At 46.3% G+C, this 4,957-nt stretch carries 7 protein-coding genes; 4 read left to right on the top strand and 3 right to left on the bottom strand.

The genetic code is table 11. The features are described from left to right. Nucleotides 1-101 precede the first annotated feature (101 nt). The 3 genes from QUA56_RS36050 to QUA56_RS36060 all read left to right on the top strand — a co-directional run bounded on the left by QUA56_RS36050 (nucleotide 102) and on the right by QUA56_RS36060 (nucleotide 1,598). Nucleotides 102-917 carry an ATP-grasp domain-containing protein gene (locus tag QUA56_RS36050; protein ID WP_333368687.1) on the top strand — a complete coding sequence of 272 codons (816 nt, stop codon included), beginning with the start codon at nucleotides 102-104 and terminating at the stop codon, nucleotides 915-917. Nucleotides 918-1,047: 130 nt separating this feature from the next. After that, a complete protein-coding gene (locus tag QUA56_RS36055) occupies nucleotides 1,048-1,284 on the top strand; it encodes a type II toxin-antitoxin system Phd/YefM family antitoxin (RefSeq protein ID WP_333091846.1) in 237 nt (78 codons plus the stop codon). Beyond that, on the top strand, nucleotides 1,281-1,598 hold the full coding sequence (locus QUA56_RS36060; protein ID WP_333368690.1) for a type II toxin-antitoxin system VapC family toxin: 318 nt from the start codon (nucleotides 1,281-1,283) through the stop codon (nucleotides 1,596-1,598). Before QUA56_RS36055 ends, QUA56_RS36060 begins: the two co-directional genes overlap by 4 nt. Before the next feature lie 20 nt (nucleotides 1,599-1,618). On the opposite strand, the gene QUA56_RS36065 is transcribed toward QUA56_RS36060, so the two are convergent. From QUA56_RS36065 to QUA56_RS36075, 3 genes are all read right to left on the bottom strand, one after another. After that, nucleotides 1,619-2,374 (bottom strand): DUF2232 domain-containing protein, encoded by a 756-nt coding sequence (locus tag QUA56_RS36065; RefSeq protein WP_333368692.1) that lies wholly within the window; start codon nucleotides 2,372-2,374, stop codon nucleotides 1,619-1,621. Between the two features lie 258 nt (nucleotides 2,375-2,632). After that, nucleotides 2,633-3,130, bottom strand: coding sequence for a universal stress protein (locus QUA56_RS36070; RefSeq protein WP_333368695.1), 498 nt, complete (start codon nucleotides 3,128-3,130; stop codon nucleotides 2,633-2,635). 85 nt (nucleotides 3,131-3,215) lie between these two features. Beyond that, nucleotides 3,216-3,929 carry a Crp/Fnr family transcriptional regulator gene (locus tag QUA56_RS36075; protein WP_190663937.1) on the bottom strand — a complete coding sequence of 238 codons (714 nt, stop codon included), beginning with the start codon at nucleotides 3,927-3,929 and terminating at the stop codon, nucleotides 3,216-3,218. A 292-nt stretch (nucleotides 3,930-4,221) separates the two neighbouring features. Here QUA56_RS36075 and QUA56_RS36080 point away from each other — a divergent pair, with 292 nt between their 5' ends. Then, nucleotides 4,222-4,413, top strand: coding sequence for a hypothetical protein (locus QUA56_RS36080; RefSeq protein WP_333368698.1), 192 nt, complete (start codon nucleotides 4,222-4,224; stop codon nucleotides 4,411-4,413). The last annotated feature ends 544 nt before the right edge of the window (nucleotides 4,414-4,957 follow it).

Here is a 4,957-nt window from a genome sequence, read left to right on the forward strand (position 1 = left end):
TAGGCACAGATATTTTTCCTACACTGAATGTATGATAATCCTTAGTCATTAAAGCCAGAACTGCGGAATGTGGGTTGGAAAACAGCGCTATATCATTAAAAATGAAAGAGATCAAAGCAGTTATTCTCAATGCGGGTGATGCAGGATGGATTTTTGAAGAACACGCACTGCGTTTGGCGCGTGTGATGAATCTCGAAATTAGCTCGTCGCCGTCAGACTATAATTATTTGCTCGCTTGGGAAAGTTCAGCGCCACCAGCCGGCAAAAGTTTTGTTCCGTTTCAAGCAATTCAGTTGGCTTCGGACAAGCGCCATCTCGCAGAAGTTTTTGCCAAACATCAGGTGGCTACTCCAAAAACATATCTTCTTGATTCAGAAGAGGACGTTAAACGCCTCATTCAGAACGAAACGCAAAGTCAATGGGTTCTCAAATGGCCGACGGGCTGCGGCGCTTCGGGACATCGTTTACAAGATTTGGAGATGCCAATTCCGCAGTATTGGCCGCGCCCATACGTTCTTCAAGAGTTCATCCGCTTGGAGGTGCCGGAAGTGTATCGGTTGTATTGCGTGGCAGGCGAAACTTTCGGCTGGAATGCCAGACGTTTTCCCTCATGCACAAAAACTTCTCCATTCGTCGCTCATGCACAAGGCGCGAGATATGAAGAAGAAAGCGATATTCCGTCAGAAGCAGAGTTTCAAGCCCGCAAAGCCCTGAGTTGCACCAACCTCATTGACTCATTCGGGTGCGCTGATTTAATGAAGGATGAAAAAGGCAATTGGCTGGTGCTTGAAGTCAACACAGATGGCATTTATAATCACGTTGACCGTGACATAAGTATCGGCAACATCGCTAATGAGATTGACGAACGCATAGCCAGAGCTTTTCATGCTTGGAGCAGACCTTTGCTGATACGTTAATAAAACCTCACTTATGGGTCTATGACGTATGTATAAACAAATCTATATCGATTCTAAGTGAAACTATAGGCTCCATTATCTACAATTGAGTTGGGTAGATTATTCTCCATTGAGCTTTATACTGATTTTTATGTTGAACGTGACAGTTGACGAAATTCAGCGCGATCCTTCAAAGTATCTGCGTCAAGTGGAAGCAGGTGCAACTTTTGTTATCCTGCTTGCAGATAAGCCGATCGCCGAACTAAGACCTATTTCTAGCAGCAAGCAATTACGACCATTTGGTTTGTGTGCAGGCGAGTTTACCGTTCCAGATGATTTCGACGCTCCTTTGCCGGAAGATATCCTCAGTGCATTTGAAGGTAAATGAAGATTCTGCTAGATACGCACATCTTTTTATGGTTCATCAGTGGTGACGCCCAGTTATCAACAGATGTTCGAGATGCAATTCGCGATCCAGATAATCAGGTCTATTTGAGTGCAGTTTCAGTCTGGGAAGCAATAGTCAAGTACCAGTTGGGTAAGTTACCTCTGCCGGAGCATCCCGAAACATATTTACCCAAACAGCGCGATCTTCATCAAATTGTCAGTCTGGCTTTTCCGTTTAAAACTCAAGCTGCACACGGCATACGTTTTTTGTCAATTGGGAAAGTTCAGTCTAAAAAAATTAGTTATACCAATTAAATTGGTATAACGACTAATAACTACTCCTCATAATCAATCAAAACTTGCACCCAGCTTGGCGGGCGCGGAATCGGATTTCCCAAACGATCTAACAGCAACAAAGCTACTAAATGCACTACAAATAAATAGACAATATTGTTAACCAAAATCATCCCGGCGGCGATCGCCCCAATTGCGCTCAAACTCGGTACATTAAGCCAGCCCAGCTTCACAAAAACCCATTCAACAATCTCTGTTACCTGGGCGGTTACGTAAACCCAGAGGTCTTGACCCACCAATGCTGACAGCAGCCAAAACCGAAAAAAGAAGCCGACAGTACCAATTAGCGCGCCCAAACTAATAGAGACAGACCAACTCGCTTTACGCCTCCAAAGTCCTCCCAGCACAACTCCCATAATTCCAAAAGGAATCACGTATAAAATGCTCCGCGTCGGGCCCATGAGTACCGACAGCAGCAAACCCGATACCAAAGCTGCCATCCAAGCAGCTCGGTTGCCCCAGCGCAAGTAAACCAGGGCGATGGGTATCGGGAAAAAAACCCGCAGCAAAGGCCCCAGCGGAAAGTAATAATTTACCAGCCAAATCAAGCTAGCGGTACTTGCCAAAAATGCCGTTTCTACGAGCCTTAAAGGCGCTTCCCCTAATTCGCGCGTCCCCCGATCGGGATTTGTGCGATCGCCAGCCAAATCTGAAATAGCGGCAGTTTCCGGCTCATTATTTGTACTGGGTGAACTGCCCGAATTAGACGCGGCATCTGCTGACAAAAAATCACTCATCCGATTTTAGATTTTAGATTTTAGATTTTAGATTTTACGGAACTTGCGGGCTATACGGCTGATTCCCGATTTTCCCATTTTCCGATTTTAGATTTTAGATTTTAGATTTTACGGAACTTGCGCCCGATACCGCTGATTCCCGGTTTCACTGTTTGAATGCCTCGCCGCCAAATTTAATATTGCTGGCAGAAACCGGGTTTAGCTACAAACGCAAGTCCTATTTTAGATGGATTTTCTCAGCAAAAATTTTGAGCAGCATCATTTTTCGGCTTTTACTTCCTGAATTACAAAAACCGAACAAGATGCGTGGTGAACGACATAATTGCTGACACTGCCGAGAAAAGCTTCTGTAAACCCCGTGCGGCCCCGCCTCCCCAATACTATTAAATCTGCGCCCCAATTTCGGGCGGATTCACAGATACAATGCCCCGGATCGCCGTCCATTTTGCAGTCAAATTCCACCTGCAATCCTTGTTTTGCTGCCGCGTCGCAGTAATTTTGTAGCAAACCAGAAGCGTGTTTTACGTCTCTTTCCAGCCGCAAACGTTGAGCTTGATAAGCTTGATCCATTAACTCGACATTCATGCCCAAATCTACTGGAATTGGCACTGCCGTCTCGCCCAGCGAGTTGACAGTAACGCAGTGAAATAGCATCACCTCGGCCCGATCGCCCAGAGCTAATTCTAAAGCTTGACTGAAGACGCGGTGGCCGAGTTCAGAATCATCTACGGCGGCGAAAATTTTCTTAAAACTCACAGCTTTACCTCCGGCGGGAAATCATCAATATCAGTTAACAGAGAGTGCTTTTGAATTAGATTCAAATTAACAATCTCTGATACTTCTAGACTAACAGACGCTCCAAGGCGTGCAGGTCGGGAATGCACAAAACGTCACGTTCGCGCTGAATAGTTCCTTTTTTTTCCAGCTTGCTCAGCACTCGCGTTACTGTTTCGCGAGCCAGCCCGCTGAGGCTGCTCAATTCTCTGTGCGGCAGGTTGGGAATTTCTGTACCTCCTGTTTCCAGGATTTTTTTGCCTTGCCCCTCGGCCAAAAATAAGAGAATATCTGCTACTCGCGAGGTACTGTCGGACTCTCGCAAACGCAGGCGGCGGTTGACTTGTCGCAGGCGGCGGGCCATCAGTTGAGCTAGCCGAATGCCTGCTAGCGGCTCAGTATGAATGAGCTGCACAAAATCCTGAGATGGCATATTGCCGATCAGTGTCGGGGCTAGGGTGATGACATCTGTCGATCGCGGTGCTTCTTCGATCGCGGCCATTTCCCCGAACAGTTCTCCTTTCCCTAAAATATTCAGTGTTACTTCTTTTCCGTCTAGGTTGTAGGTGCGAATTTTCACCCAACCATCCAATATAAAATACACTGATGTTCCCCAGTCATTTTCGAGTAAAATCACTTGATTTGACGGATGACTGCGGGTAACGATGTGGACAGTTGCTCTCTCGATTACAGGATCGGGTAAGCCTGCAAAAAAAGGAGTAGAAACTATCAATTGATTTATATTGGAATTCGGATCTCGGGTGTTAAAGCGGTCTTCCATGAGGCCATCATTTTAATTTATGCGCTTGATCTGCGCTGGGCAGTTAGAAATAGCTTGCAACCGAGTCATTCGATTTGAGATTCAAGATTTGAGAAACAAGTATCTAAAATCGGCAATTTTACCTCTAAAGTTTTGCGGTCAAAGGTCGAATATGGGAATTAATAGCCTCAAGCTCTGATTGCGAGCTAGAAACTAAAGAATATACCATAATTTTTTAGATCCATACCACTGAGCAAATTTTATTAACAAAATTTTAGCAACGTGGCAAGCGACTGAGCCGATCGAATTACCTTTGAAAGCACTTCGCGAAGACAAGCTTAACACTGCTGAGAGATTTGTTGTCACTCGGCCCGGCAGTCGATCGGCCAAATCCACCAGCACCAGCCTGCAAGCAAGACAGACAGCGGCCAAATCCGACTGCAACTGCCAGGAATCTGTCAAATGTCAGCACGATCGGCAAAATCGACAGCTATTGCGAGCCTAAAGGCGGGCGCTCTTAGCGAGCGAAACCGATGCAGTTCCCAGCAAACTTTTCTGCTGCCCCGAGATTATTGTACCATTAGTATCTAGCCATGAATACCGATAAAACGCTATTATAAAAGGTTACTAATATCGACTGTACGGGGACAATCCCGAATCCCGGCATCCCAAATCGCAAGTTGTTTGAGGTTTTTTCCAAGTCGGTGAAACATGAAGAGACAGTGGCGCGCCGCCACGCTAGCCAAACTCGGGGATAGGTGCGGCCGGCCGTGAGAGCGGGTTAATGCCAAAGTTCGTGCGATCGCACTCTGACGAGCAGGAATCAGCCTCCGGGCAGGGAAACTCGCCCCTGAGCCACAGAATTTGACAGCACTTGCAATTGATAGAAGCGGGCATTTGGTGCGGAAGTACCGGCTAACCTATCATCAAAAAAATGGGCATCGCGAAGCGGAGGGCTGAACCCCCGTCCTCAAAGGACGGCTTTACATGAATTTTTGTTAAGATATACCATTTCACACAAGACGTGCTAGTATGTGAAAGAGCGTACT

Origin of the sequence: Microcoleus sp. N3A4, assembly GCF_036701805.1 — a bacterium.
Lineage (GTDB): Bacteria > Cyanobacteriota > Cyanobacteriia > Cyanobacteriales > Microcoleaceae > Microcoleus.

What these genes read in the sequence shown, in the direction of transcription:
- QUA56_RS36050 (WP_333368687.1), top strand. Translation starts at nt 102, where the DNA reads ATGAAAGAGATCAAAGCAGTTATTCTCAATGCGGGTGATGCAGGATGG.
- QUA56_RS36055 (WP_333091846.1), top strand. Translation starts at nt 1,048, where the DNA reads ATGTTGAACGTGACAGTTGACGAAATTCAGCGCGATCCTTCAAAGTAT.
- QUA56_RS36060 (WP_333368690.1), top strand. Translation starts at nt 1,281, where the DNA reads ATGAAGATTCTGCTAGATACGCACATCTTTTTATGGTTCATCAGTGGT.
- QUA56_RS36065 (WP_333368692.1), bottom strand. Translation starts at nt 2,374, where the DNA reads ATGAGTGATTTTTTGTCAGCAGATGCCGCGTCTAATTCGGGCAGTTCA.
- QUA56_RS36075 (WP_190663937.1), bottom strand. Translation starts at nt 3,929, where the DNA reads ATGGAAGACCGCTTTAACACCCGAGATCCGAATTCCAATATAAATCAA.